Annotated in this window: 23 protein-coding genes; 20 read left to right on the top strand and 3 right to left on the bottom strand. The window is 65.6% G+C overall.

Going from position 1 to position 25439, the window contains the following annotated elements:
* Positions 1-329: 329 nt before the first annotated feature.
* From HNV26_RS12595 to trmB, 3 genes are all read right to left on the bottom strand, one after another.
* Positions 330-749, bottom strand: coding sequence for a nuclear transport factor 2 family protein (locus tag HNV26_RS12595; RefSeq protein ID WP_140794798.1), 420 nt, complete (start codon positions 747-749; stop codon positions 330-332).
* Positions 750-805: 56 nt separating this feature from the next.
* Positions 806-1849 (bottom strand): diguanylate cyclase, encoded by a 1044-nt coding sequence (locus HNV26_RS12590; RefSeq protein WP_171441013.1) that lies wholly within the window; start codon positions 1847-1849, stop codon positions 806-808.
* 110 nt (positions 1850-1959) lie between these two features.
* A complete protein-coding gene (gene trmB / locus HNV26_RS12585; protein ID WP_171441012.1) occupies positions 1960-2580 on the bottom strand; it encodes a tRNA (guanine(46)-N(7))-methyltransferase TrmB in 621 nt (206 codons plus the stop codon).
* A gap of 75 nt (positions 2581-2655) precedes the next feature.
* Here trmB and HNV26_RS12580 point away from each other — a divergent pair, with 75 nt between their 5' ends.
* The 20 genes from HNV26_RS12580 (at position 2656) to HNV26_RS12485 (ending at position 25388) form a co-directional block, all read left to right on the top strand.
* On the top strand, positions 2656-3582 hold the full coding sequence (locus tag HNV26_RS12580; protein WP_171441011.1) for a bifunctional riboflavin kinase/FAD synthetase: 927 nt from the start codon (positions 2656-2658) through the stop codon (positions 3580-3582).
* 204 nt (positions 3583-3786) lie between these two features.
* Positions 3787-5487, top strand: a complete 1701-nt coding sequence (pilB, locus tag HNV26_RS12575; RefSeq protein WP_011555739.1) for a type IV-A pilus assembly ATPase PilB — start codon at positions 3787-3789, stop codon at positions 5485-5487.
* 43 nt (positions 5488-5530) lie between these two features.
* On the top strand, positions 5531-6649 hold the full coding sequence (locus tag HNV26_RS12570; RefSeq protein ID WP_141593744.1) for a type IV pilus twitching motility protein PilT: 1119 nt from the start codon (positions 5531-5533) through the stop codon (positions 6647-6649).
* Between the two features lie 57 nt (positions 6650-6706).
* The gene (pilC, locus tag HNV26_RS12565) at positions 6707-7960 is read left to right on the top strand and encodes a type IV pilus assembly protein PilC (RefSeq protein ID WP_171441010.1); all 1254 of its coding nucleotides are present in this window, start codon (positions 6707-6709) and stop codon (positions 7958-7960) included.
* 64 nt (positions 7961-8024) lie between these two features.
* The gene (locus tag HNV26_RS12560; RefSeq protein ID WP_366816857.1) at positions 8025-9554 is read left to right on the top strand and encodes a two-component system sensor histidine kinase NtrB; all 1530 of its coding nucleotides are present in this window, start codon (positions 8025-8027) and stop codon (positions 9552-9554) included.
* Positions 9551-10987: a sigma-54-dependent transcriptional regulator gene (locus tag HNV26_RS12555; protein ID WP_171441009.1), complete on the top strand. Its 1437-nt coding sequence runs from the start codon at positions 9551-9553 to the stop codon at positions 10985-10987. Before HNV26_RS12560 ends, HNV26_RS12555 begins: the two co-directional genes overlap by 4 nt.
* 186 nt (positions 10988-11173) lie before the next feature.
* On the top strand, positions 11174-11821 hold the full coding sequence (gene pilA, locus HNV26_RS12550) for a type IV pilin protein PilA (RefSeq protein WP_171441008.1): 648 nt from the start codon (positions 11174-11176) through the stop codon (positions 11819-11821).
* Positions 11822-11914: 93 nt separating this feature from the next.
* Positions 11915-12835, top strand: coding sequence for an ABC transporter (locus tag HNV26_RS12545; RefSeq protein ID WP_253816508.1), 921 nt, complete (start codon positions 11915-11917; stop codon positions 12833-12835).
* The gene (locus HNV26_RS12540) at positions 12832-13806 is read left to right on the top strand and encodes an ABC transporter ATP-binding protein (RefSeq protein ID WP_171441007.1); all 975 of its coding nucleotides are present in this window, start codon (positions 12832-12834) and stop codon (positions 13804-13806) included. Before HNV26_RS12545 ends, HNV26_RS12540 begins: the two co-directional genes overlap by 4 nt.
* Positions 13806-14573 (top strand): ABC transporter permease, encoded by a 768-nt coding sequence (locus HNV26_RS12535; protein WP_171441006.1) that lies wholly within the window; start codon positions 13806-13808, stop codon positions 14571-14573. Before HNV26_RS12540 ends, HNV26_RS12535 begins: the two co-directional genes overlap by 1 nt.
* A gap of 23 nt (positions 14574-14596) precedes the next feature.
* Positions 14597-15604, top strand: a complete 1008-nt coding sequence (locus tag HNV26_RS12530; RefSeq protein WP_171441005.1) for a prepilin peptidase — start codon at positions 14597-14599, stop codon at positions 15602-15604.
* 16 nt (positions 15605-15620) lie between these two features.
* Positions 15621-16742: a sensor histidine kinase gene (locus HNV26_RS12525; RefSeq protein ID WP_171441004.1), complete on the top strand. Its 1122-nt coding sequence runs from the start codon at positions 15621-15623 to the stop codon at positions 16740-16742.
* 73 nt (positions 16743-16815) lie between these two features.
* Entirely contained in the window at positions 16816-18240 is a 1425-nt protein-coding gene (locus HNV26_RS12520) for a sigma-54-dependent transcriptional regulator (RefSeq protein ID WP_171441003.1), read from the top strand.
* A gap of 214 nt (positions 18241-18454) precedes the next feature.
* Positions 18455-19537, top strand: a complete 1083-nt coding sequence (gene pilM, locus HNV26_RS12515; RefSeq protein WP_090490332.1) for a type IV pilus assembly protein PilM — start codon at positions 18455-18457, stop codon at positions 19535-19537.
* Between the two features lie 27 nt (positions 19538-19564).
* On the top strand, positions 19565-20242 hold the full coding sequence (locus HNV26_RS12510) for a PilN domain-containing protein (protein WP_141254836.1): 678 nt from the start codon (positions 19565-19567) through the stop codon (positions 20240-20242).
* A gap of 15 nt (positions 20243-20257) precedes the next feature.
* Positions 20258-20884: a type IV pilus inner membrane component PilO gene (locus HNV26_RS12505; protein ID WP_141254837.1), complete on the top strand. Its 627-nt coding sequence runs from the start codon at positions 20258-20260 to the stop codon at positions 20882-20884.
* Positions 20885-20927: 43 nt separating this feature from the next.
* The gene (locus HNV26_RS12500; protein WP_171441002.1) at positions 20928-21491 is read left to right on the top strand and encodes a pilus assembly protein PilP; all 564 of its coding nucleotides are present in this window, start codon (positions 20928-20930) and stop codon (positions 21489-21491) included.
* Positions 21492-21548: 57 nt separating this feature from the next.
* Entirely contained in the window at positions 21549-24263 is a 2715-nt protein-coding gene (locus HNV26_RS12495) for a type IV pilus secretin PilQ (protein ID WP_171441001.1), read from the top strand.
* A 39-nt stretch (positions 24264-24302) separates the two neighbouring features.
* A complete protein-coding gene (locus HNV26_RS12490; protein ID WP_253816507.1) occupies positions 24303-24965 on the top strand; it encodes a hypothetical protein in 663 nt (220 codons plus the stop codon).
* A 60-nt stretch (positions 24966-25025) separates the two neighbouring features.
* Positions 25026-25388 (top strand): roadblock/LC7 domain-containing protein, encoded by a 363-nt coding sequence (locus HNV26_RS12485; RefSeq protein ID WP_011555721.1) that lies wholly within the window; start codon positions 25026-25028, stop codon positions 25386-25388.
* Positions 25389-25439: the final 51 nt, after the last annotated feature.

The raw sequence follows: 25439 nt of genomic DNA, 5'->3' as shown, positions 1-25439 counted from the left end.
TGCCGACGCCTCGTCCCGCGCCCACGGGGACCGCTGTCACTGGCGCTGCCACCGGGGCGGGACGGGGCACCGGAGCGGTCCCCGTGGGCGCGGGACGAGGCGTCGGCAGGGGCGCCGAGCCAGGAGCTGGCCGGGGCGTGGGCGCCACGCCCGTGGGGCGCGGGGTAGGCGTGGGGCGCGGCGTGGGCGCCGGAGTCGGGGTCGGAGCGGCAGTGCCGGGCGTCGTTGCCGGGCGCCGGATGACTTCGACCGCGGGAATCACCCGCCGTGTCTTCCTGTCGTTCACAGTCGTACGTTACCTGATGCGAGTTTTCCGGGCATGCCCGGCTTTACGGCTGGAGGGATGCTGAAAGGTCGACCTTCCATCCGGATGGCTCACGGACCATCCGGACCTCGTGGGAGCTTTCTCCCGCGCGCACGAGCACTGTCGCGACGTCTCCCTCCTCCCGAACCAGCGAGACCTCCGTAACATCCGGAGGCGGAGGGACATTCGCGAAGAAGAGGGCCATGGGCTCCGGTTTTTCTTCACCCCCGGAGGCCTCTCCCACCACCTGCGCACGCTGCGCCAGCGCGTCCTGGGTGGGCTTGGACAGCGCGCCCCACGCCTGCTGCAGCTCCCCGCGCTTCACCAGCCGGTGGAAGGACGTGTAGGCGTCCTGCGGGGTGCCGAAGCGCGGCCGGTTGCAGCCACCCAGGCCCAGCAGCAGGACCAGCGCTACCAGCCAGGGCATCGTCGCGGAGAGACGCATGGGGACAGGGGTTTAGGTCAAAGCGCCGCCGGGGGAAAGCCCGAGGTTCGGACATGTCACGCGGCGTGCTGATGGACGCGATTTCGGCCTGCTCCCTTGGCCGCATAGAGGCTGGCGTCGGCAGCCCGCAGCAGCGCCTCCGCGCTCGGGAGGTCGCCCGACGGCACCGTGGCCACGCCCAATGACGCGGTCAGCCGCACGCACTGCGGCTTGCCACTCCCGCCCACATGCTCCAGTTCGAGGGCGGCGATGGCGTCGCGCACCCGCTCGCAGACCCGGAGCGCGTCCGCGGGGCCTGTCTCCGGGAGCAGGGCGATGAACTCCTCGCCGCCGTAGCGCGCCAGCAGGTCCACTTCCCGCAGCCGCGCCCGCGCCGTCTGGGCCACGGCCTTCAGCACGCGGTCTCCAAAGGGGTGCCCGAAGCTGTCGTTGATGCGCTTGAAGTGGTCGATGTCCAGCATCACCAGGGACAGGGGCGCTCCATAGCGCCGCGAGCGGGCGAACTCGTCGTTCAGCCGCTCTTCCAAGGCGCGCCGGTTCGACAGGCCGGTGAGTGCATCCGTGCGGGTGAGCGCCAGCAGCTCTTCGCGCCGCGCCGCCAGCTCCTTGTTGGCGCGGTCCAACTCGCGGTTCTTCTCCACCAGCGCGTCCTGCAACGCCTTCAGCCGCAGCATGGACTTCACGCGGGCCGACAGCTCGAGCATGTCGAAGGGTTTCACCAGGTAGTCATCCGCCCCCAGCTCCAGTCCCTCCACCTTTCCCGCGGCCTGCCGGGCCGTCATGAGAATCACGGGGATGAAGCCGAAGCCGTCCTCGCCCGCGTTCGCCTTGATGATGCGGCACACCTCCACGCCGCCCAGTCCGGGCATCTCCACGTCCATGAGGATGAGGTCGGGGCGGGACTCCCGGATGGCGGACAGCGCCTGGGTGCCGTCATGGGCCTCGGTGAAGAGGTAACCGTGAGGGGCCAGTCCGTCGCGAACGTGCCGGAGATGCACCGGGTCATCGTCCACGAGGAGCACCGTGCGGCCACTGAGTTCCCCTGCGAGGGGGGCACGGCGGGCGACCTCCAGCGTCCTCTTCCGTTCGCCATCCGCCATGAATGTCTCGCCCCCGGTGCAATCGTCCCGCGCGCGGTGCGGGGTTGCCCGCCATTTTCACTGCCCGCACCTGGGATGCAAGGGGCTCGGCGCGCGCCCGCGGCGCGACGTCAGGCAGGCTTCAGTAGCCGCGCCCGGTACACGGGCTCCCCGCTGGCCAGGTAGCGGCGCTCACGCGTGGAGGGCACTTCCTCCGGGTCATAGGGATGGAAAACACCCGAACCCAGGGGGTTCATGAAACCGGCGGATTCCAGGATGGCGAGCATCGTCACGCCGCGGTCCTGGACGTCGGTGCGCATGTCGAAGAGTCCACCCGGTGCGAGCTTGCCGTACAGCAGTTCAGCGAACGCGGGCTGAATCACGGCGCGCTTGGCGTGGGAGCGCTTCCACCAGGGGTCGGGGAACTGGAGGTGGATGGCGGCGAGCGAATCGGGCGCGAAGATGCGGGGCACGATGAAGCGCGCGTCGGATTCGATGACGCGCAGGTTGCGCAGGCCCGCCTTGTCCGCGCGGTCCTGGGTGTCGCGCGCGTACTTCTTGCGCCACTCGAAGGCGACGAAGCGTACCTCGGGGTGGCGGCGGCAGTACTCCAGGGCGTGGCCGCCCGCGCCGGAGCCGATTTCCAGCTCGAGCGGTCCGCTGAAGCCGAATTCGGCGTCCCAGTCCGGCGGGGTCTCCAGGGTGACGAACTTGAGGCCGACGGGCTCGGGGAGCAGGCGAGGACGGGACATGGGCGGGCGCCACCAACCACGGCGACGACGGGTTTGGCCAGGGAAAAACGCGAGGCCTGGAGTATACGGGAGCCCATGAAGGTCTTCCCTGCGGTGGCGGACGCGGGCCGGGCGCTGGCCGGACAGGCACTCGCGCTGGGCAACTTCGACGGTGTGCACGTGGGCCATCAGGCCCTCTTCGCGGAGGCGCGCCGCCACGGGCGGGCCGCCGCCTTCACCTTCCATCCCCATCCAGGCAAGGTGCTCCAGCCGGACCTGGCGCCGAAGCTCATCACCCTGCTGCCGCGCAAGCTGGAGCTGTTCGAGGAGCTCGGGCTGGACGCCGCGGTGGTGCAGCCCTTCTCGCGCGAATACGCGCGCACGCCGCCCGCGGACTTCGAGGCAGCGCTCTTCGACGCGCTCGGCGTCGCGCACGTCGTGGTGGGCAGCGACTTCACCTACGGCTCGGCCCGGCGCGGCACCGCGGAGACGCTGCGCGAGGCCGCGGCCCGGCGTGGCGCCACGGTGCACGTGGTTCCGCCCGTCACGGTGGATGGCGTGGTGGCGTCGTCATCGCGCGTTCGCGAGTACATCCTGGAGGGGCGCGTGTCCGCGGCGCGGCGGCTGCTGGGCCGTCCCTTCGACCTGGACGGCACGGTGGTGACGGGCGCGGGGCGGGGGCGGGGCATCGGCTTTCCCACCGCGAACGTGGACACGCAGAACGAGCTGCGCCCCGCACCGGGTGTCTATGCCATCCGCGTCCATCTGCCGGGCGAGTCAAAGGGCACCTGGCATGGCGGCGCGGCGAACATCGGTGTGAAGCCTACCTTTGGCGGCACGGAGGTGACGATCGAAGCGCACCTGCTCGACTTCACCGGTGACCTGTACGGCAAGGAGCTGCGCGTGCAGTTCCTCGACCGCCTTCGCCCCGAGCAGCGTTTCGGTTCGGTGGTGGAGCTGACGGGGCAGATCAAGCGTGACGTGGAGGCCGCGCGCGCAGTGATTGCGCGTGAGGAGAGCTGAGCAATTTTCCCGTGTCCGTTCAACGGTTTGTGACAGCAGGGGAGCAGGCGAGGGCGCCTTGACGCGCGCGCGCGGCTCCCCTCTAATTCGCAATCAGGAACCGTGCCATGGGGTGAGGATCACCCGGGCACCGCTCCAGCGTCTTTGAGCTCGGAGGCGGGCCCCCGCCCGCTTCTTTCTTCTTCAAGGAAGAGGCATCAACGAATGTCCGGTCGACTCGGTGAACTGCTGGTTCGCGAGAACCTCATCTCCGTGCAGCAGCTGCGCAAGGCCCAGGAAGAGCAGCAGAAGAACGGCACGCGCATCGGCACCGCGCTCGTCAAGACGGGCGCCATCGAGGAGTCGAAGCTGACCGACTTCCTCTCCAAGCAATACGGCGTGCCGGCCATCAACCTGAAGGACTTCGACGTCGAGCCGGACATCATCAAGCTGGTGCCGAAGGAAGTGGCGGAGAAGCACCTGGTGGTGCCCGTCAACCGCGCGGGCCCGTCGCTCATCGTGGCCATGTGCGACCCGTCCAACATCTTCGCGGTGGACGACCTGAAGTTCCTCACCGGCTACAACATCGAGACGGTGGTCGCCTCCGAGGTCTCCATCCGCGAGGCCATCGAGCGCTACTACGCGGAGAAGGGCCCGTCGCTGGAGGACATCGTCGGCGACGTCGGTGACGACATCGAGGTCACCAAGGAAGAGACGGAGAACATCGATGAGATGGCCAAGGCCGCGGACGACGCGCCCGTGGTCAAGCTGGTGAACCTCATCCTCATGGACGCCATCAAGAAGCGCGCGTCCGATATCCACGTCGAGCCCTACGAGAAGGACTTCCGCGTCCGCTTCCGCATCGACGGCGTGATGTACGAGGTGATGCGCCCGCCGATGAAGCTGCGCAACGCGATCACCTCGCGTTTGAAGATCATGGCCTCGCTGGACATCTCCGAGCGGCGCCTGCCGCAGGACGGCCGCATCAAGATCAAGATGGGCGGCGGCAAGGAGATGGACTTCCGCGTGAGCGTGTGTCCCACGCTCTTCGGCGAGAAGGTCGTGATGCGTCTGCTCGACAAGAGCAACCTCCAGCTCGACATGACGAAGCTGGGCTTCGACGCGCAGCCGCTGGCCTGGTTCAAGGAGGCCATCGACCGGCCCTACGGCATGGTGCTGGTGACGGGCCCCACGGGCTCGGGCAAGACGACGACGCTGTACTCGGCGCTCTCCAGCCTCAACGGCCTGGACACCAACATCTGCACCGCGGAGGACCCGGTCGAGTTCAACTTCGCCGGCATCAATCAGGTGCAGATGCATGACGACATCGGCCTGAACTTCGCCGCGGCGCTGCGCTCCTTCCTCCGCCAGGACCCGGACATCATCATGATTGGTGAGATCCGCGACTTCGAGACGGCGGAAATCGGCGTGAAGGCGGCGCTCACGGGCCACCTCGTGCTCTCCACGCTGCACACCAACGACGCCCCGGGCACGGTGAGCCGTCTGCTCAACATGGGCATCGAGCCGTTCCTCGTGACGGCGTCGCTGAACCTCATCCTCGCCCAGCGTCTGGCACGCCGTCTGTGCCCGGCCTGCAAGAAGCCGGCGGAGAACGTGGACGAGCAGGCGCTCATCGACGCCGGTGTTCCGCCGGACAAGATTGGCACCTTCACGATGTACGAGAAGGTCGGCTGCCGCGACTGCAACGACCGTGGCTACCGCGGCCGCGTGGCCATCTACGAGGTCATGCCCTTCTGGGACGGCCTCAAGGAGCTGGTCATCAACGGCGCCTCCGCCGCGGAGCTGAAGCAGGAGGCCATCCGCCTGGGCATGAGCAGCCTGCGCATGAGCGGTCTTCGCAAGATGATGGACGGCGCCACCACGTTGGAAGAGGTGGTGGGAAACACCGCCCCGGACCGCTTCTAGTCAACCTTCCTCCCACCGCACTCCCCCCGAAGGACATCCCCCCGTGGCCAACCTGCACCAACTCCTCAAGGCGATGGTCGAGAAGGGCGCTTCCGACCTCCACGTCACCACCGGCTCTCCGCCGCAGCTTCGCGTCGACGGCGAGCTCGTTCCCTTGAAGACGGCGCCGCTGACCCCGGTGGAGACGAAGCAGCTCTGCTACTCCATCCTCACGGACGCCCAGAAGCACAAGTTCGAGGAGGACAACGAGCTGGACCTGTCCTTCGGCGTGAAGGGCCTGTCGCGCTTCCGCGCCAACATCTTCATGCAGCGTGGCGCGGTCGCCGCGGCGTTCCGGACCATTCCCTTCAAGATTTTGACGTTCCAGGAGCTGGGCCTGCCGCCGGTGGTGGCGGAGCTGGTGAAGAAGCCCCGTGGGCTCATCCTGGTGACGGGCCCCACGGGCTCGGGCAAGTCCACCACGCTGGCCTCGATGATCGACAAGATCAACACCGAGCGTCATGAGCACATCATGACCATCGAGGACCCCATCGAGTACCTGCACCCGCACAAGAACTGCCTCGTGAATCAGCGCGAGGTGGGGGCGGACACGCGGAACTTCAAGACGGCCCTCAAGTACATCCTCCGCCAGGACCCGGACGTGGTGCTGGTCGGTGAGCTCCGAGACCTGGAGACGATTGAAGCCGCGCTCACCATCGCGGAGACAGGCCACATCTGCTACGCGACGCTACACACCAATAGCGCGGTGCAGACCATCAACCGCGTGCTGGACGTGTTCCCCCCGTACCAGCAGCCGCAGGTCCGCGCGCAGATGTCCTTCGTGCTGGAGGGCGTGATGAGTCAGGCGCTGGTGGCGAAGGCGGGCGGCCCCGGCCGCATCCTGGCGCTGGAGGTGATGGTGCCCAACCCCGCAATCCGGAACCTCATCCGCGAGGACAAGGTCCACCAGATCTACTCGTCCATGCAGGTCGGCCAGGCGAAGTTCGGCATGCAGACCTTCAACCAGGCCCTGGCGGCGCTGCTGATGCGGCGGCTCATCACCCAGGACGAGGCCTTCGGACGTTCTAGCGACGCGGAGGAGTTGCGCAACATCCTGGCCACGGGCGGCGGCGGGGCCCTGCCCGGAATGCAGCGGCCAGGCGGGGGAGCGGGTGGTCGTTAGTTCCGGGATTCGGAGATCAGCGGTTAGAGTGGCGCGGCACCCGCGGAGGTCCAGCTCATGGCAGCCCCAGCAGTGAAGTCGGCATCAACTCCCAAGAAGGCCACCGCCCAGTTCCTCTGGGAGGCGAAGACCAAGAGCGGGGAGTCGAAAAAGGGTGAGATGGAGGCGATGGACGTCGAGGCCGTCAACGCGCGCCTCAAGTCCCTCGGGCTGAACCCCGTCAAGGTGCGCAGGAAGGGCCTGCTGGACGGGGATATCGTCATCCCCGGCTTGGGCGGTGTCGAAGGCAAGGACATCCTCGTCTTCACCCGTCAGTTCGCCACGATGATCGACGCCGGCCTCCCGCTGGTGCAGTGCCTCGACATCCTGGCCAGCCAGATGGACAACCCTTCCTTCAAGAAGGTGCTGTTCGCCATCAAGGGCAAGGTGGAGCAGGGCAGCACCTTCGCCGATGCGCTGAAGGAGCACCCCAAGGTCTTCGACGAACTCTACGTCCAGCTCTGCGCCGCAGGCGAGGTGGGCGGTATCCTCGACGCCATCCTCAACCGGCTCGCGGCGTACCGGGAGAAGAACGAGAAGCTCAAGTCCAAGGTCAAGAGCGCGATGACCTACCCGGCCATCGTCATCCTGGTGGCCATTGGCGTGACGGCGGTGCTGCTGCTGAAGGTGACGCCCGTCTTCGAGAAGATGTTCGCGGACTTCGGCTCGGAGCTGCCAGGGCCGACGCAGATGATCGTGAACTTCTCACACATGGCACAGGAGTACTTCCTCCATGCCGTGTTCTCGATTGCCGCGGTGGTGATGTCCTTCACGTGGAGCTACCGCCAGCCGCGTGGCCGGAAGTTCTGGGACAAGGTGTTCCTGTTCATGCCCGTCTTCGGCCCCGTGCTCCGCAAGGTGGCCGTGGCCCGGTTCACCCGCACGCTGGGCACGATGATCTCCTCGGGCGTGCCCATCCTGGATGCGCTGGACGTCACCGCGAAGACGGCCGGTAACCGCACGGTGGAAGACGCCATCATCTACGTCCGCGGGAAGATCGCCGAGGGCAAGAACATCGCGGGGCCTCTGGCCGAGACGAAGGTGTTCCCGTCGATGGTGGTCCAGATGATCGGCGTGGGTGAGGCGACGGGCGCCATGGACACCATGCTCAACAAGATCGCCGACTTCTACGACGACGAAGTGGACGCGGCCATCAACAGCCTCACTGCGATGATTGAGCCCGTGCTGATGGTGTTCCTCGGCGGCGTGGTCGGTGGCTTCCTCATCGGCATGTACCTCCCCATCTTCTCGCTTGCCGGCGCCATCCAGTAACGCAGTGGTCGTAGGAGGGCGCCCCCTGGCGGGGGACGCGTTCAGGTCGCGGCTCGTATGGCTAGTGCTGTTCCGCACGGTGGCCGCGAGCTTGTCGCTCGTCATCACCCTTGCGCGGCTCCTCCTGCAGCCCAGTCAGGAGCTGAGCGGGGCTGACACACTGTCGCTCGGAGTCATCGTCAGCGCGTACGTCTCCACGCTGGTGGTGGGGCTGAGGCTGCGGCGCGGGCGTGGTGGGCTGCTCGATGCCTGGGTGCAGGTTGTTGGCGATGTTGTCATCGCCACTGGGCTGGTCTACCTCAGCGGCGGCGCGGACTCGCCCCTGACGTTCCTCTACAGCCTGTCGGTCATTGGCGCGGCCGTCGTCTTGGACCGGCGCGGTGCGCTGTGGGCTGCCGCGGCGTCCGTGTTGTGCTTCGCCACGTTGGTCATGGGGGCCCGGTTCCTTGGGAGTGTGCCTGGAGGGCTGATGCCTCCGACCCGGGTGATGTTCGTCCTGGGGAGCAACGCACTGGCACTGGTGCTCATCGCCGTGTTGGCGGGCTATTTGTCTCGCCAGCTCTCGGTGGCTGGTGGCGCCCTTTCCGCTCGCGAGGCGGACCTCCAGAAGCTGGGGCGACTGCAGCAGCAGATTCTGTCGTCCATGCTGTCAGGGCTCGTGACGTGCGATGCGCGGCGACGCATCACCTACGTGAATCCCGCAGGCTGTCTGATTCTCCAGGTGGATGCCACCCAGGTTGTGGGGACGGACTTGGAGGCGCTCCTGCCGGGTGTTCTCGGGTTGGCTCCCCGCTCACCTCGGAGTGAGCTGGTGGTGGGCAAGGGGCTGAAGCGGCGCATTCTGGGCCTGTCCGTCACGCCACTGGATGGAGAGCCTGGTGCCTTGCTCATGGTGTTCCAGGACCTCACTCAGCTTCGGCGGATGGAGGATGACCTCAAGCGCGCGGACCGGTTGGCGAGCCTGGGCGCACTCTCTGCGCAGCTCGCGCACGAACTGCGCAACCCGCTTGCGTCCATGCGTGGCTCAGCGCAGCTGTTGGCGCAGGACGCGCAGGATGCAATGGGCCAAAAGCTCACCAGCATCGTGATTCGTGAGGCGGACCGACTGGCTCGCCTGGTGGATGACTTCCTTCGCTTCGCGCGTCCGCCAACGCCGGTGCTCCAGAAGGTGGCGCTGGCGTCCTTGTTGAAGGAGACGGTGGACATGCTCCGCGTGGACCCATTGGCGCGGGACGTGCGGGTCGAAGTTGCCACACCGGAGCCCATGGCGGTCTCCGTGGACCCGGATCAACTCCGTCAGGTGCTCATCAACCTGGTGCGCAACGGCTTCCAAGCGGCTGGCCCGCGAGGCCACGTGAAAGTGGCACTGACGCGAGACGCGAAGGAGGCGACAATCTGCATCTGGGACTCGGGGGGGAGCATCACGGAGGAGATGATGGGACACTTGTTCGAGCCGTTCTTCACGACGCGGGATGGTGGCACGGGACTGGGGTTGTCCACGGCGCACTCCATCATTCGGGCACATGGCGGTTCCATCCGTGTGCGCTCCACCCCTGAAGAGGGGACCGAATTCGTGGTGGGGCTGCCGCTGTGACGGCGGTACAGGGAGGGGAGGCAGGTTCGCGCGGCCACGTCCTCGTGGTCGACGACGAGCTGTCGATGCGCGAGTACCTTGAGCTGCTCCTTCAACGTGAAGGGTATGCCGTGACGAGCGTGGCCGGAGTGAAGGCCGCATGCGACCTGCTGGCCTTGGATGGCGTGGATTTGGTCATCTCGGATTTGAAGCTCGGAACCGGCAGCGGGCTGGACGTGCTCCGTGCCGCACGCGCGCGTCCTGCGTCGCCAGAGGTGGTGCTCATCACCGCCTACGGAACGCCCTCGGCTGCGGTCGAGGCGATGCGCGAGGGCGCATACGACTACATCTGCAAGCCCTTCGATAACGAAGAGTTGCGGCTCCTCGTCCAGAAGGCGCTCGAGAAGCGGTCGTTGCGACAGGAGAACACCGGGCTTCGTGCGCGTCTCTTTCCGGGGCTCGATGGCGCGGTGGGGCAGAGCATCCGGATGCAGGCGGTGTGGTCGCTGGTGGAGAAAGTGGCTTCCGGGCGCAGCACCGTGCTGGTAACCGGTGAGAGCGGTACCGGCAAGGAGTTGGTGGCGCGTGCCATCCACATGCGGGGAAGCCGGGCCGCGAGACCCTTCCTGCCGTTCAACTGTGCCGCGCTGAACGAGGGGACGCTCGAGAGCGAGCTCTTCGGGCACGTGAAGGGGGCATTCACCGGCGCCACCCATGACCGTTCGGGGCTGTTGGTCGCGGCGGGGGACGGCACGGTCATGTTGGATGAAGTCGGGGAAATGCCGCTGGCCACCCAGGTGAAGCTGCTCCGGGTGCTCCAGGAGCGAAAGGTGAAGCCCGTGGGCAGCGCGGCGGAGATTCCCTTCCAGGCGCGGGTCATCGCGGCCACGAATCGGCGGCTCGAGGCGGAGGTGAAGGCGGGGAGGTTCCGGGAGGACCTCTTCTACCGTCTCAATGTGATTACGGTGGAGTTGCCCCCTCTGCGCGAGCGCTCGGGAGACATCTCCCTGCTGGCGGGGTACTTCCTTTCTCGGATGACGGAGGAACTGGGCCGGCCGGGCCTGCGTTTTGCGCCTGAAACACTGGCGCTGCTGGAGCGGTATCCGTTTCCCGGCAACGTGCGGCAGTTGCAGAACATGGTGGAGAGGGCCGCGACGCTGTCGGACTCGGACCTGCTCGGACCTGCGACACTGCCTCCAGCGGTGCGAGGGGTTTCGGAGCCCGTTGCCCGCCCTTCGGAGGGCACCGAGCCAGGGCTCGGCGCTGGCTTCAACCTGGAGCGCCATCTGGATGAGAGCGAGCGGCGCTACTTGCTGGCGGCAATGAAGCAGGCAGGTGGAGTGAAGACCCGGGCCGCCGAACTCCTCGGCCTTTCCTTCCGCTCTTTCCGCTACCGGCTGGCCAAGCACGGCTTGACGGACGACTTGGAGTCCGGGCCGCCGTCCGATGCGTAGGCTGATCGACAGTTCTCGTCAGAAGCACTGCCGAATTTTGTCAGCCCTGCACCTGAATCGCGTTGCTGGAATCTCCAACTCTTGAAATTCAGCGGTGTTAGCGTGTGCCAGTGGTCTGGCACATCGTGTGCTAACGCTATCCGCGGGCGCAGTGCCCCCCTGTCGCAACCTTCCTTGAGGACTCCCATGCGCGTCTCGCGATTCAACCCCCGCAACCGTGGCTTCACGCTCATCGAGCTCATGATCGTGGTCGCCATCATCGGCATCCTGGCCGCCATCGCCATCCCGAACTTCATCAAGTTCCAGGCCCGCTCGAAGCAGTCCGAGGCGAAGACGAACCTCAAGGCGCTCTTCACCGCGCAGAAGTCGTTCTTCTCCGAGAAGGACCGTTACTCCAACTTCGCCAATGAAATCGGCTTCTCGCCTGAGCGCGGCAACCGCTACGGCTACATCATCAGCGTTGGTGCCGCTGGTGCCGCTGACGAGATTCGTAATGCTGCCGACATTGCCCCTCCGGGTGGAGGCATCGCTAGCATCTCCTACGACTCCTTCCGCTTCAACGGGGCGGCGGCGGCGCCGACCTTTGATGTCACGAACTTTGCTGCGGTTGGTGCTGGTGGCTGGGATGGCACCGTGTTCGGCGTGCAGGAGGAGTGCCCGAACTGTAACTTCCTCGCTGGCGCCTCGGGCAACGCGGACAATGAGCCGGGCCTGGACAACTGGGTGATCGCTGGCTTCGAGGGTGATGGTCAGCTGTCGGCCTGCTCCGAGGATTCCACTGTGTCCTCTGGTACGCCGTACAACGACAACAATGACGTGGCCTGCGACGAGTAGTTTCGCCTGACGCGGAATGGGCGGTGGTTGAACCACTGTTCTTCGGGCCGCCTTCCTGTGCAGGAGGGCGGCCTTTCGCAGTTCTGGAACCCCATGTTACTGACGCGGCTCGTGGTGTTGGTTCTGGCAGTAGGCTCTATCGCCTGGATGGCGGAGAAACCGGCCAGGCCCTTGCGGACCCAGGATGGTCCCATCCTTCCTCGCAGGGAGTTGCTTGAAGTCCTGGGCGCGGCGCAGAGGCCGCTGCTGGCGGACTTCTATTGGATTCAAGCCATCCAGCAGGTGGGGCGCGCCAATACGGCCGCTGAGTATCGCGACGTGTTCTTCTACTCGGACTTGGCGACCGACCTCGACCTGCGGTTCCGGTACGTCTATGAGTGGGGCGCCATCAGCACTCCCTTCAATCTGGGGCGGGAGCAGTGGGTGAACGTGGACCTGTCGTCCCGGTTGCTCACCAAGGGGCTGACCGCGTTCCCGGATGACCGTCGCTTCTTGTTCCAACTCGCCTATAACAAGATGGCGTACGACAAGGAGTACAAGATCGCCGCCGACCTGCTCATGCGGCTGTCGAAGTTTCCGGATACGCCGCGCCATCTGCCCCAACTCGCGACGCGTCTCTATGCCCAGGCAGGTAACTTCGACACGGGCCTTCAAATGGCGGAGATGCTGCTTGAGAGCGCGGAGGACGAGGAGTCGCGTGCCTTTTATGCGCACCGGATCAAGGAAATCCTGCGTGAGCGTGTTCTGACCCAGATTGACGCAGCCATCACTGCATATGAGAAGGAGCGCGGCGCGCGTCCGAAGAAGGTTCCTGACCTGGTCATCACGGGGTATCTGAAGCAGATGCCCGAGGACCCTCTGGAGGGGCAGTTCTTCATCGACAGGCACGGGCGCGCACGCTCGACATCGGGACTCTACAGGTTGGAGATGTACGACCACGCGAAGAAGCAAGAGTTGAGGGAAGATCTCGCGGCGGGGGGAATCCAAATCGATGAGACGGAGGATTCTCCATGACGGCGACACCTGCTTTGAGTCTCCCTGTATCCATCCGTGGGTTGTCCAAGACGTACCGGGTGGGCTTCTTCCTCAACAAGCACGTCAAGGCGCTTCAGGGGCTGGACCTGGAGATCGCGCCCGGGCAGGTCTACGGGTTGCTGGGGCCGAACGGCGCGGGGAAGTCCACCACCATCAAGATTCTCATGGGCCTGGTCCGGGCCTCCGAAGGGCAAGCGCTGCTCTTTGGAGAGCCCCCGGATCGGCCGCACGTGCGGCGGCAGGTGGGCTTCCTCCCTGAGAACCCTTCCCTCTACGAGTACCTCACCGGGCGGGAGTTCGTGACGCTGGCCGGCCGCATCTTCGGCATGAGCGGGCATGACCTCGACCAGCGTGTGGAGCGCGTGCTCGGTGAGGTGGGAATGGGCAAGGCCTCCGACCTGCAGATTCGCCGTTACTCCAAGGGCATGGTGCAGCGTACGGCGCTGGCCCAGGCGCTCATCAGTGGGCCTCGGCTGCTGGTGCTGGATGAGCCCACCTCCGGTCTGGATCCCCTGGGCCGCAGGCAGATGCGCGACCTCATCCTGGCCGAGCGGAAGAAGGGGACAACCATCCTCTTCTGTACCCACATCATTTCCGACGTCGAGTCCCTCTGTGACCGCGTGGTGGTGCTGGTGGGAGGGCGGCGCGTTCAGGAAGGGAGCGTGCAGGAACTGGTGTCCGCGAAGGCTCCCTCCGTGGAGATGGTCGTGCACGGGCTGCCGCTGGAGCAGCTCCAGTCCCTGGGGTTCACGTACGAACAGGCGCAGCAGTTGGACAGCCGCGTCCTGCTACGGGTTCCGGACGCGGAGTCCCACAGTCTGCTCCAGGCGGTCATCAACAAGGGCGGGCGCGTCAGCCGCGTGCAGCCCGCGCGTTTCTCGCTGGAGGACCTCTTCCTGGACGCGATGAAGCAGGCCGGTGATCAGATGGTCGGCGGGGAGATTCAGTGATGAGTGCCTTCATCGCCATGGCGTGGAACGGGTTCCGCGAGGCACGCCGCAACCGGGTAACGGTGCTGGTGGGGGCCTTCGCCCTCCTGCTGCTCTTCGCCACGACGCTTGTCACCGAGGTCACTGTCAGCACCTTCGACCGGGTGGTGACCGACTTCGGACTCGGGGTGATGAGCCTGCTGCTCGTCTTCCTCTCCATCTACCTGTCGTCCGGACTCATCAGCCGGGAAATCGAGCGGCGGACCATCTTCTTGATGGTCTCCAAGCCGATGTCCCGGACCCGGTTCCTGCTTGCGCGGCTCGCGGGCAACATGCTCACCCTCGGGGTGTTGCTGCTGGCCATGACGCTGCTGTTCTGGGTGGAACTGGTGCTGCATCGCTCGCCCATCACCCAGCCGCAGTTGGCTGCGTTGTGGGGGCTCTACCTGGAGCTGTTCGTTCTCACCTGCGCGGGCTTCCTGATGTCCACCTTCGCCAGCCAGCTCGTGTCTGCTCTCGTGACGACAGGGCTCTACTTCGCGGGCCACCTTTGCTCGGACATCTACAACCTCGGCGTGAAGTCAAAGGTCGAGCTCGTGCAGTGGGTCAGCAAAGCGACCTACTACTCGCTGCCCAACCTGGAGCGGCTCAACTTCCGGCCTCGCGCCACCTATGCCATCGACGTGACGGCCGCCGAGTTGGGCACCGCCACGCTCTACGCATTGGGCTGGGGGGTGTTCTTCTGCGTGCTGGCTTCAATCGTGTTCGAGCGGCGCGACTTCCGCTGAAGCTCGGGTAGGATGCGTCCCCTGTGACGCATTCCTCCCTGCCGGGATACTTGGGGCCCTTGTTCGCCGTGTTCCTGTTCGTGCTCGGCTTGTGCGTGGGCAGCTTCCTCAACGTCGTCATCGCCCGGGTTCCGCTGGACCAGAGCATCGTTCGCCCGCGTTCGCGCTGCCCCAGGTGCGGGCACGTCCTGGCCTGGTACGAGAACATCCCGCTGCTGTCCTGGCTGGCACTGCGGGCGCGTTGCCGAGGCTGTGCCGCGCCCATCTCCGTGCGCTACCCGCTGGTGGAGCTGCTGACAGGGCTTCTCTACTTCGCTTGCCTGCGCCGCTTTGGCTGGACGTACGAGCTGCTCCCGGCGTTGGTGCTCGTGTCGCTGCTGGTGCCGCTCGCCTTCATCGACCTGGACCACTGGATACTGCCGCTGTCCATGACGGTGTCGGGCATGCTGGCAGGGCTCGTCCTCTCGCTCCCGCTGGGAATGGAGACCTTCCGTGACGCGCTGATTGGCGCAGCGGTGGGTTTTCTTTCGTTCCGGCTGATGGAGTACGTGGGCTGGAAGGTGTTCCAGCGGGAAGCCCTGGGCGCGGGGGACAAGTATCTCGTTGCCATGCTAGGGGCGTTCCTGACGTGGCGCGCGCTGCTGGGGGTCCTCTTGTTCGCCTCCATGCAAGGGGCCGTGGTGGGCATCCTGATGCTGCTGCTGACGGGGCGTGCGGGGCCTCGTGCTGAGAATGCGCAGGAGGAACCCGAGGGGGAACTTCCCCCGCTCACGATGACCTGGGAGTTCATGCAGCCAGGTCTCCCGCTCTGGAAGCGATTGCTGCTGGTCCCCTTGTGCATCCTGGTTCAGCCCATCCCCGACGCCCCTTTGGACGAGGCGGGAGAAGAGGAAGAATGGGTTCCCGAGCGCACCAGCATTCCCTTCGGGCCATGGCTGGCCCTCGCAGGGCTGGAGCTTCTGCTGCTGGGGCCTTGGCTGTCACGTGTCCTGCCCGCGGACATCGCCATGATGCTGGGCGGCCTGCCATGACGGGAGCGGGGGCGCGATGAAGTGGCGGATTGCCAGCGTCGCGTTCCTGTTGGGCTCTCTGTCGTCGGGGCTCACCTGGTTGTCCGTGCAGCCAGTGCTCCTCCGTCTGCTGGACGCGCTCCGTCGCTGGGTGCCCGAAGGGAGCGCGGAGGACGAGGCCCTGTCGCGGGTTCGAAGCATCCTTCCCTGGGTGTTGGGGCTGGACCTGGTTGCGTTGACGGTCCTCACCTACGTGGTGTTGGACCTGATGGTGGGACGCCCCCTGCGCCGCACGGAGGCGGTGGTCGAGCAATTCGGACGGTTGGAGTGGGAGCCGCACCTGGTTCCGACTCAGGGCGGTACGCTGGTATCCCGCATCCAGCGCGCGCTGAATCGGATGGCGGAGGCACTCCGTGAGGAGCAGGCGCTCACGCGCGCACAGATGGCGTCACTCCGTGAGTCCAACGCGCAGTTGGCTCGTACTCAGACGGAGTTGGTGGCCTCGGAGCGGTTGGCGACAGTCGGACGCTTGGCGGCCGGCGTCGCGCACGAGGTGGGCAACCCCCTGGCAGGAATCCTCGGCTACGTGTCCTTGGCCCGGGCCAAGGCGCATACGCCCGAGCTGAAGGACTTCCTCGAGCGTATCGACCATGAGGTGCAGCGCATCGACCGCATCATCCGGGGCTTGTTGGACCTGGGGCGCCCTGGCACGGCCGCGCTGGGCCCGGTGGATACTGCCGCAGTGGTGGAGACCTGCGTGCGCCTGGTCCGCGCCGCACCGGAGCTGACGGGGGTGACCGTGGAGTTGGCGTTGGAGCCCGGGTTGCTCGCCAGGGCGGATCCCGGACCGCTCTCGCAGATCGTCATCAACCTGCTGCTCAACGCCGCCCAGGCCATGGGGGGGCAGGGGGTCGTACGGGTTTCCACGCGGACCGCGGCTGGCGAGGTCCGGCTGCACGTGGAGGATTCTGGCACAGGCATCCCCGAGGACGTGATGCCACGCCTGTTCGAGCCCTTCTTCACGACCAAGGGGCGCGAAGGAACGGGACTGGGACTGGCGGTGTCGCAGCGGCTGGCGCAAGTCATGGGGGGCCGGCTCGAAGCCGAGAACGTCCCGGGTGGAGGAGCCCGCTTCACCGTGTGCTTGCCCGTACTCTGAGGAAAAGGAGTGGCTGTGCCGGTCAGGAGCTATCGGCCCCTTCTCGGGTGGGGGATGATACGCGTAGACGGCCATGCCCCTGTTCCGCACCATTCTCGTCGCCGATGATGAGCCTTCCATCCGGCACATCCTTACGTTGGTGCTTACCGGCCACGGCTATGAGGTGCGCGCGGTGGCCGATGGCGAGGACGCGCTGAAGGAGCTCGCCGCTCGTGACTACGACGTGCTCCTGTGTGACGTGCGCATGCCGAGGAAGGACGGACTCTCGGTCCTGCGTGACGCGTTGGTGGCACACCCGGCGCTCACCGCGGTGGTGATGAGCGCCTATGGCTCACAGGAACAGGCACTCCAGGCCGTCGCCGCCGGCGCATTCGACTACGTCCAGAAACCCTTCAAGCCGGACGAAATCGTCTTCGTTCTCCGAAAGGCAGAGGAGCGGGAGCGGCTGGTCCGCGAGAACCGGCGGCTGAAGCAGGCCAAGCTGCCTTCAACACCCGACGGGCACATTCTGGGAGAGAGCCCCGCGCTGCACGCACTGTTGCGCCAGGTGGCGCGGCTCGCGCCGGTGGACACCACCGTCCTCATCAGTGGCGAGAGCGGCACGGGCAAGGAGCTCATCGCGAGGGAGCTCCACGTGCGCAGTCCCCGCGCGCCCATGTCGTTCGTGGCGGTCAACTGTGGCGCCATTCCTTCCGGCCTCATCGAGAGCGAGCTGTTCGGTCATGCGAAGGGCGCCTTCACGGACGCGCGCACCGCCAAGCGAGGCCTCTTCGCGGAGGCGGATGGGGGCACCCTCTTCCTGGATGAAGTAGGAGAGCTCCCTCTGGCTGCCCAGGTGAAGCTGCTGCGTGTCCTCCAAGAGGGGGAAATCCGCCCGGTAGGGGAGAACCGCGTCGAGAAGGTGAACGTGAGAGTGGTGGCTGCAACACTGCGCGACCTGTCCCGCCTGGTGGCGAAGGGAGAGTTCCGCGAGGACCTGTACTACCGCCTCAACGTGGTGAACCTTCGCGTTCCACCTCTGAGGGAGCGGCGTGAGGATGTTCCGCTGCTGGCCCGGGCCTTCATCTCTCGTTTCAACCGCGAGTTGAACCGCGAGCCTCCCGTTGCGGGGCTCACCGCGGAGGCCGAAGCGCTCCTGCAGTCGTACGCGTGGCCGGGAAACGTTCGCGAACTGGAAAACGCCATGGAGCGTGCCGTATTGCTGGCGGACGAGCCGCTCATCCTCCCGGCGAACCTGCCCGAAAGGCTGTGGGCCACGCCCCCACCTGGGGCTCAGGGGGCGATGCCTCAAGGGGAGCAGGTGCTACAGGATGGTGGCGACCTGTCGCTCAAACGCGCCATCCGGGAGCTGGAGGAGACCTACATCCGGGCCGCCCTCCGGAAGACGAAGGGCAACCGTACCCGGGCCGCTGAGTTGCTGGACATCAGTCACCGAGCGCTCCTCTACAAAATCAAGGAGTACGGCATCGATCCGGACGCGGAGGCGGAGCGTGGGTGAGCTGCGGGGTCGGTCTGGAACCTGGGCCCACCTGCCGACATTTGACGGAACGCGCCGGAGGCCGGAAAATCGGGCCTCCGCGACGGTGTTGAGGGGCCCGGCGCTGTAGGTGGTGCGAGGCTCCCGTTCGTCCGGAGGGCAGGCGGGTTCCAGGCACTTTTTAGGAGGGGTTGACGGCCAGTGCTACGCTGGCTGCCTCTCGACGGAGTCACGCATGGCGAAGGGCAAACTGGTACTCGGCCTGGATATCGGATCGACGTCCATCAAGATGATTCTCCTCAAGGAGCAGCGCAAGCGTGGCGAGGTCATCTACGCGCTGCAGAGCTTCGGGATGAAGCCACTGCCGCCAGAGGCCATCGTCGACGGCGCGCTGATGAACTCCACGGCCATCGTCCAGGCCGTACAGGACCTGATGTCCGAGCTGAAGGTGAAGGGCAAGGACGTGGCCATCGGCGTGTCCGGCCACTCGGTCATCATCAAGAAGATTCAGATGCCCCGCATGTCCCAGGACGAGCTCGAGGAGAGCATCCAGTGGGAGGCGGAGCAGTACATCCCGTTCGATGTGAAGGACGTGAACATCGATACGCAGATCCTGGATGGCGGCGGCAACGACGCCACGGGCCAGATGGACGTGCTGCTGGTGGCCGCCAAGAAGGACATGATCAACGACTACACCACGGTGGTCTCCGAGGCGGGCTTGGCTCCGGTGGTGGTGGACGTGGACGCCTTCGCCGTCCAGAACATGTTCTCCGTCAACTACGACGTGCCGGACCGCGAGACGGTGGTGCTCATCAACGCGGGCGCCTCGGTGGTGAACATCAACATCATCTCCAACGGCGCGACGGTGTTCACGCGCGACGTCACCATCGGTGGCAATCAGTTCACCGAGGAGATCCAGAAGCAGCTGAACGTCTCCTACGAGGAAGCCGAGGCGCTGAAGATTGGTGGCAACGGCGCGGACGCGGACGCCGTCGTGCCCCAGGACGTGGAGCGGGTGCTCTCCAGCGTGGCGGAACAGGTCGCGGGTGAAATCCAGCGCTCGCTCGACTTCTACGCGGGTACTGCCGCCGACTCGAACTTCAGCAAGGTCTACCTGTCGGGCGGCACGGCGAAGATTCCCGCGCTGTTCAAGACCATCGAAGCTCGTACGGGCGTGCCGGTGGAGATCCTCAACCCCTTCCGCAAGATTGAAGTGGACAACCGGAAGTTCGACCCCGCGTTCATCATGGACGTGGCGCCCATGGCCGCGGTGGCCGTGGGATTGGCGCTCCGGCGCCCGGGCGACAAGCTGGCCTGACCGGACCACCCACTGGAGACGACGCACATGATGATTCGCATCAACCTGCTGCCCGTCCGGGCGGTGAAGAAGCGCGAGATGGGCCGGCAGGTGCTGGTCCTCTTCGCGGTGGTCCTGATTGGCGCTGGGGTTGCCAACTATCTCTGGTACGACAACCGGGAGAGTGAGCTCGTGGCGCATCAGCAGAGCGTCGCGGCGGCCAAGGCCAAGATCGCCGAGCTCGAGAAGATCATCGGCGAGGTGAAGAACATCAACACCCGCAAGGCCGAGGTGGAGAAGAAGTTGGCCGTGCTGGATTCGCTGCGCAAGGGGCGCAACGGCCCCGTTCGCATGATGGACGCGCTCGCGTCCGCCACGCCGAAGAAGGTGTGGGTGAGGACCTTCGCTGAAAGCAACAACGCAGTGGCCATCGACGGTTCCGCGGTGAGCCACGATGAGGTCGCGGAGTTCATGCGGGGGCTCAACAGCGTTGTTTGGACGCCCAAGGGCATGGGCCGCCTGGTGGACCGGCGGCGAGAGACCAAGACCTCGCGAGTGGAATTGCTGACCGCGGAAGCGACCATCGAAGAGTTCCCGGATGCGCAGGTCACGCCATTCTTCACGAACATCGATTTGAAGAACGCCACGCAGACCAAGGCGACGCAGGCCGGTATGCCTGTGCTGGTCGATTTCAAGATCACTCTGAAGTCCAACTACGCCATCTGAAGAAGGCCGCTCGCCATGGACAAGTACCTGGATCAATTCGTCAAGGCGCCACCGGCCATCAAGTTCGGTGGGTTGGCTGCCGCCGTGGTCATGCTCACCGCCGCCAACTTCTTCATGGTCATCCAGCCGACGGAGCAGGCCATCGAGGCCACCATCGCCCAGCGGCGGAAGCTGGACATGGAACTGGCAGACAAGAGTGAGATCGCTCAGAACCTCAACGAGCGTCGGCGAGAGATGGACGTCCTCGAGCAGAAGCTCTCGGAGGCCCTGACCGAGTTGCCCGAGCAGCGTGACATCGAAGAGTTGCTCGCGCAGATCAACGACATCGGGAAGAAGAGCGGCCTGGAAATCGCCAGCGTGACGCCGGACAAGGAGTCCGTCGGGGGCGGGGAGTTCTTCGCGCGCATCCCCATCAAGATGACGGTGAGCGGCAACTACCACGAGATTGCCCTCTTCCTTCAAGAGATGGCGAACATGCGCCGCATCGTCAACGTCAACAACATCAAGCTCGATTCGGCTGCGCTCAAGAACGAGAAGGTCGTCCTCCAGAGCAGCTTCCTGGCCACGACGTTCCGGTTCGTGGACCAGAAGAGCGTTCCCGCAGCTGACGCGAAGACCAAGAACGTCAAGGCGAAGAAATAGAAACTTGATCCGCCCAAGAAGTAGGGCGACAAGGGGATTGAGGATGAAGACGTTCAAGGCCACCATGACCACCGCAATGCTCGCCTTGGCGCTTGCTGCCTGCGATGAGGCGCCCCCCCCGGCGCGCGCGGCCGCGAAGCCCAAGGTTGCAGTACCCGCGCCGGTGAAGGCCGTCACGCCGGAGCCCCTGGCTCAACAGCTTCCGGCAGTCACCTACACGTACAATCCGGTGGGAAAGCGTGACCCGTTCCGGAGCCCCATCGAAGACATTGGCCCGGTGAACGCGAACCCGGTCTCTGCTTGCAACGAGCCGCTCTGCGCTTTCGACCTGGACCAACTGAAGCTCGTGGCTGTCGTCACTGGGGATGCCAGTCCGATGGCGATGGTCGAGGACCCGGCAGGGCGTGGGCATATCGTGCGTCGTAACACCCGGATGGGGCGTCAGGGCGGCAAGGTGACGCAGATCCTCCGTGACTCGGTAACGGTGACAGAGGTGTTCTCGGGCAACGGCGAGATCATCAAGAATCCGGTGATGTTGCAGCTGAAGCCTGATGCGAAGCAGGACCCCGCCTACAACATGATGACGGGCAGGAACTTCGGAGAGTAGCGCCCTCCAAGGCGCTCCCGCGGGCGGTGGCCCGCTTCCAACTTGTTGAGGGGACGCATGCTCGAGGAGAGCGCTGTGACGAGGGGCAAGTGGCTTTTGGCGACCGCGTGGGCGGTCGTTCTTGTGGGCGCCAGGGTGCATGGCGCCGAGCTGAATACACTGCGGGGACTGGACGTGTCCCGCACGGGTTCGGGCGCCCAAGTGGTGGTGACCGGCACCCGGCCACCCACCTTCACCGTATTCCGGCTGAGTGGGCCGGAGCGCCTGGTGGTGGACCTCTCGTCGGCGGATGCGACGGGGATCAAGGGCCACCACGATGGTTCGGGGCCGGTTTCCGGAGTCGTTGCCTCCCAGTTCTCGGACGAGCGCGCGAGCGTGGGCCGGGTGCTGCTGGCGCTCGACAAGGCCTCCCAGTACGACGTCCGCGCGGACGGCAACCGGGTGGTCATCTCGGTGGACGGTGCGTCTCAGGTTGTTCCCGCCGCCGCAGCGGAACAGCGCGCGGAGGCTCCGGCAAAGCCGGGCGTCAACACCACGTCCGTGGACGTGAAGCCGAGTGCTTCCATGGTGTCCTCTCCGTCGGAGCCGAAGCGGGCTGATGTCGTGGTTGCGAAGACGGCTCTGCCCGAGAACGTCGTGGCCGCGGAAGCGGATGAGCGCGAGGTTGCGAACCCGGCCCGACGCATCACCGCCATGTCGTTTGCCAACGACACGCTGCGAATCCGGGCAGACGGTGAGATTGCCCGGTACGAGGTCCTTGAGCTCGCGGATCCGCCTCGACTCGCCGTGGACTTGTTTGGCGTGGGGCTGGCGACTCGTGCGCCGCGAGTGAACTCGGGCGCTCTGCGCGAGGTCCGCGTGGGCGCGCACTCCGACAAGGTGCGCCTGGTCCTCGACGTCCGCGGGACGATGCCTGCCTATCGCGTTGACCGCGCCAGCCGTGGCCTCGAGGTGGTGCTTGGTGGCACGGTGGCTCGCAATGCCGGGCCGGTGCCTGCCGCGGAGGTGGCTGTTGCGTCTGTCACGGAGGTCGAGCCGCTTCGTCAGGCGCCGGTGAAAGCCGAGTCCTCTTCCCTGGTGGAAGTGAAGGACCTCCGCTTCGAAGAGAGCAGCGCTGGCGGCCGTGTCGTGATGAAGCTGTCGGGGACGGCGGCCTGGAAGGTCGATCGGCCGGACCCTCGCAGCGCGGTGTTGACGCTGGATGGTGCCCGTCTGCCCAAGAAGCTGGAGAGGAGCCTCGACACCAGCGCGCTGGAGACGCCGGTGAAGATGATCAGCGCCTTCAGCGTGCCGGGTGAGGGCAGCAAGGTTCGTCTGGTGGTCGCCGCCGACGGTGCCATCGAGGAGAAGGTCTCCCAGAGTGGGCGCACGTTGACGTGGCGTCTCGATGTGAAGGGCGTGAAGACGGAAGAGGTCGCGGTCGCTCAGCGGACTGCGGGTTTCACCACGGAGGCTCCGGCATACGCCGCTGAAGGCGCACCGCAGCAGGCTCGCTACCGTGGTAAGCGCGTGTCCTTTGAGTTCAAGGACATCGACATCCAGAACCTCCTGCGTGTCATCGCCGAGATTTCAAAGAAGAACATCGTGGTCGCCGACGACGTGAGTGGCAAGGTGACCATCCGGCTGCGCAACGTTCCCTGGGACCAGGCCCTGGACCTCGTGCTGCGCACCAAGGCGCTGGGTAAGGAAGAGTTCGGGAACATCATCCGGATTGCTCCGCTCAAGACCTTGGAGGAGGAGGCCCGGCTGCGCCAGGAGCGAAAGAAGTCGCTCCAGCAGCAGGAGGACCTGATGGTCAACCTCATCCCGGTCAACTACGCCGTGGCCTCCGAAATGGCGGCGCGGGTGAAGGATGTGCTGAGCGAGCGAGGCTCTGTGACGGTGGATCAGCGGACCAACGTCCTCATCGTCAAGGATGTGCGCTCCAGCACGGAGCGGGCCCGTTCGCTGGTCCGTAGCCTGGACACGCAGACGCCGCAGGTTCTCATCGAGAGCCGCATCGTGGAGGCGAACACGTCCTTCAGCCGCTCGCTGGGTGTTCAGTGGGGTGGTCAGGCCCGCGCGGGGCAGGCCACCGGAAACTCCACGGGCCTCATCTTCCCGAACAACCTGGCCGTGACGGGCGGATCATCTGGTTCCGCACCCGGCCTCCCGGACAATCCGAACTTCGCGGTGAACCTGCCAGTGGGTGTTGGGCAAGGCGCTGGTGGCGCCATGGGCTTCACGTTCGGCTCGGCGGGTGGTGCGCTTCAGCTCAACCTGCGTCTGTCCGCGGCGGAGAACGAGGGCACGGTGAAGACCATCTCCGCGCCCAAGGTGACGACGCTGGACAACAACACGGCGCGCATCAGCCAGGGTGTGTCCATTCCCTTCAGCCAGACGTCCGCGCAAGGTGTGAACACCACGTTCGTGGAGGCGCGGTTGTCGCTGGAAGTGACGCCGCACATCACGCAGGACGGCAGCGTCCTGATGTCCATCAACGCGTCCAACAACCAGCCCGACCCGTCCAGCACGGGTGCCAACGGTCAGCCTTCCATTCAGCGCAAGGAAGCCAACACCCAGGTGCTGGTGAAGGATGGAGACACGACGGTCATCGGTGGCATCTATGTCCGCCGCGGCGCAACGCAGGTCAACGCGGTGCCGTTCCTGTCGAGGATCCCGGTGCTGGGATTGCTCTTCAAGAACAACTCGGAGGTCGACACCCGGCAGGAACTGCTCATCTTCATCACGCCCCGCATTCTCAACCGGCAGACCATTGCGCAGACTCTGTAAGGGTTTCCCTTGCGTCCTCTTGCAGGAGAGCGTTCGCTCATGAAGAACTTCTATCTCGCGGTGCCGTTGGCACTGGCCATGACTGGATGCGTTGACAGTGCCCCGGACATCCAGCTTTTCAACGCGTTCATTCCGGATGCTTCCTGTGCGGTCAACCAGTCCGGGGTCGCCAGTCCTGGCGGGTCACTGGACCTCGCGACGTCGGGCCGTTACCTGGCTGCATTCCAGGTCCGGAACAGCCTCTCGACTCAGGAGGTCGTCGTTGGTGAAGCCCCCGTTACGGGCGGTGGCGACGAGTCTTCCATCTACGTCAACAACGTCGAGTTGAACTACGAAACGCAAGGCACGGGGCCGACGCTCAGGAGTGACGTCTACCCCTACTACTTCAACCTGCCAGCGAACGCGACGCAGAGCAGCAGCGCGGTCCTGGATCTGCTGGGGGCCAATGCGAGCGCTGACCTCGCCGCCTATTTCGGCGGTGGCGGCACTGCGCCCGTAAGCGTCGTCGTTCGGCTGAAGCTGATCGGAAAGACCGTCAACGGCAAGTCGACCGAGTCGAACGAGGCCACGTACCCCGTTACGTTCTACAATTCGGGCTTCACCTGCCCGGCAGGAACGCAGCTCGAGCCCACTGGGCCCTGCGGGCTTCCGGGTGGGCAGGATGGCTTCCCTCCCGAGTGCACCGAGCCCGAGGAAACGTAGTCCCAATGTCCGCCGGGGCCCTTGACCGGGCCCCGGCCGTTTTTCTAAGAGCCTCTGCCCATGTCCTTCCGCACGCACCTCGAGTCGGTGGTCAACCAGGTCGAAGGAGCCCTCGCGTGCAGCGTGATGGGCTTTGACGGCATCTCCGTCGACACCTTCCAGAAGGATGAGAGCGCCGAACTGGACCTCAACGGCGCCTGGGTGGAGTACGCCAACCTCCTCACCCAACTGCGCAACGCCGCGGAGACCCTGAAGACGGGCACCGTGAGCGAGGTCAGCGTCAACAGTGAGAAGGTGCTGACCGTGATGCGGCTGGTGTCACCGGACTACTTCCTGGTGCTCGCCCTTCACGCGGATGGCAACTTCGGCAAGGGGCGCTACGTGCTGCGCGTCACCGCTCCCAAGGTGCGTGCCGAGCTCTAGTCGGGCGCCCGTCCAGCAGTCATCCAGGCGACGCTTCCGCCGCTGCTTTCC

The sequence above is a fragment of the Myxococcus xanthus genome (assembly GCF_013116825.1).
In the GTDB taxonomy this organism is placed as follows: domain Bacteria; phylum Myxococcota; class Myxococcia; order Myxococcales; family Myxococcaceae; genus Myxococcus; species Myxococcus xanthus_B.
This window is presented reverse-complemented; position numbering and strand designations above follow the sequence as displayed.